Raw genomic sequence first — 2,090 nt, 5'->3', positions numbered from 1 at the left:
GTTAATGACAATCTATTAAAGCAGCAATTCCAGGCCACCGAACCTTACACCGTTCTTCATACCGATATCACACAAGTCCGCTTGGCCAATCAACATTTTAGAAATACATTCTGTTTTATTGATATTGAACAAATTAAAGATTGTTTATTTATCTTTGTTGAAAAACAATGTTATTTGTAATCTACGATGAAGGTCAAAGATTGAGTTTCATATTTTTAATCAAGTTTTTTGCATTTATGGAGAATTTTTGAGTCAAGTAATAAAAGAGTTGGTTATGTGAGCCACTAATTATAAGTTACTTTTAAATTTCCAGTAGTATTAGTATCGAATTTCCATTAAAGCTTGTTAGGATTAAAATAGAAATCTGCCAATAAAAAGCAGCAACTCAATAAAGTTGCTGCTTTTTATTATAGCTAGTTAAGAATGATCCTTGATGTATTGGATAATGCGACGTTCTTCATCAGCAGTATAGTTACTATTGCCAGCTTTGATATTATGAATTTTTTCTACGGTAAAATGACTTTCAAAGGCAAATTGAGCGTCATTTTTGTTGGTCTTTTTTTGATACTGAATAATCAATTCAGCTAGTTTATTTTGCATAATCTTACTCCTTTTTAAAACCCGCGCATTTGTGTTAATGGCCAGTAACGGAATTTCACCACACCAATTATTTTGTTGCGAGCAATGCAGCCGATATAACGGCTATCTTTAGAAACACTGCGGTGATCACCCATGACAAAGTAAGTACCCTTGGGAACGCGATTAGTCTTTTTCATCTGTGCTAGCTGTGATTTGGAATATATATCTTGGTAATTGGAAGTCTTTGCTAAGGAACGAATTGAAAAATCGCCTGTATCGGTGTAATGAGTGCCATAGACATTATCAACACCGTCATCAACTAACTTACTTCCGGGTTTCAGAAAATCCTGATTTAATTTTTTGCCATTAATATAAATTTTATTATTTTTGGCAACAATCTTTTGACCCGGGGTTGCAATTATTCTTTTAATATATAATGAACCAGGTTCATCTGGGGCATCAACTACAACTACATCGCCAGTTTTTAAGTTACTGTGACGCCAAGCAATTGCTCGATCACCATCTTCAAAGGTGGGTTGCATTGAAGTGCCGGAAACTTTAGTATTAGAAAAAACGTATTTGTTTAATACCATAAATATTCCTAAAAATATTGCTGCCAAAACTAAAGTTTGCACAATCCAGATTAATAACTCTTTAACTGTATTATTATCATTATTACTTTTAGTGTCACTCATTAAACTTGCCTCACTTAATCAATTATGTTTAATATAATCTATGATAAAATTTTAAAAAGAAGATATCTTTAAATACTTTTTAATAATATCAAGATGTTTTTCACAATATATAAATATGAGATGAATAAAAAACTATCATGACCTTTATAAATTATGAACAAAAGCTGATTAAATATCAATCCCTTTTTGTGGATGTTCCCAAATTTCGTTACTTATTAACCCAAATGCAGCAAGTAATCCAAGCTTATCGTCAGCAACGACTACCAAATTTTGTTTTAGCAAAGTTAGAAGTTAATGAAGTTGATTTTGCTCAATTGATTGCCAATCCGCAATTTATGCCGGGGTTAACTCTCTTAGAAAAGGGCGATTTTTTGCAGGAATTTTCCCGATTTTTAGATGATTTTCGTGATTTCATCCAAACAAAATTGGGCATTTGGTCTCTAATAAATGGCCCCATGATGGATTGTTGGGTACAACTTTTTCCTGATATTAATTATTTGGAATTAATGGCTGGCAATGGTATTTTAAGTGCTGCTTTAAAACAAAGAGGTCAAAGCGTAATTGCAACTGATAACTTTAGCTGGTCGAAAAACAGCCAAACTGGTCAACAATGTTGGACAAATGTAGAAGTCTTAGATGCATTATCCGCTCTTGAAAAATATCATTCACAAGTACAGGTAGTTTTATTGGCATGGAGTCCAGATAAAGACCGTAGCGATGTTGCCATTTTGAAAAAAATCCGTCAGTTGCAGCCTTTTATTCAATTTTGGATTTTAGGCGAGTATTTAGGGGCTACTAACAGTACTCAATTTTGGC

General features: G+C 33.0%; 4 protein-coding genes. 2 read left to right on the top strand and 2 right to left on the bottom strand.

What is annotated here, in order from left to right; genetic code table 11:
* Positions 1–180 (top strand): hypothetical protein (locus EQ827_RS09000; RefSeq protein ID WP_219912687.1); only part of this gene is annotated, 180 nt, incomplete at its 5' end.
* A gap of 237 nt (positions 181–417) precedes the next feature.
* On the opposite strand, the gene EQ827_RS08585 is transcribed toward EQ827_RS09000, so the two are convergent.
* Both EQ827_RS08585 and lepB read right to left on the bottom strand, forming a co-directional pair.
* Positions 418–600, bottom strand: a complete 183-nt coding sequence (locus tag EQ827_RS08585) for an LBP_cg2779 family protein (protein ID WP_219912686.1) — start codon at positions 598–600, stop codon at positions 418–420.
* 14 nt (positions 601–614) lie between these two features.
* Entirely contained in the window at positions 615–1,274 is a 660-nt protein-coding gene (lepB, locus tag EQ827_RS08580; protein WP_181190564.1) for a signal peptidase I, read from the bottom strand.
* Between the two features lie 137 nt (positions 1,275–1,411).
* Here lepB and EQ827_RS08575 point away from each other — a divergent pair.
* A partial coding sequence (locus tag EQ827_RS08575) for a hypothetical protein (RefSeq protein WP_181190563.1) occupies positions 1,412–2,090 on the top strand: 679 nt, incomplete at its 3' end.

Source organism: Bombilactobacillus bombi, assembly GCF_013607485.1.
In the GTDB taxonomy this organism is placed as follows: Bacteria; Bacillota; Bacilli; order Lactobacillales; family Lactobacillaceae; genus Bombilactobacillus; species Bombilactobacillus bombi_A.
Note: the sequence above shows the minus strand (reverse complement) of the source record. Positions and strands in the feature narration are given on the sequence as shown.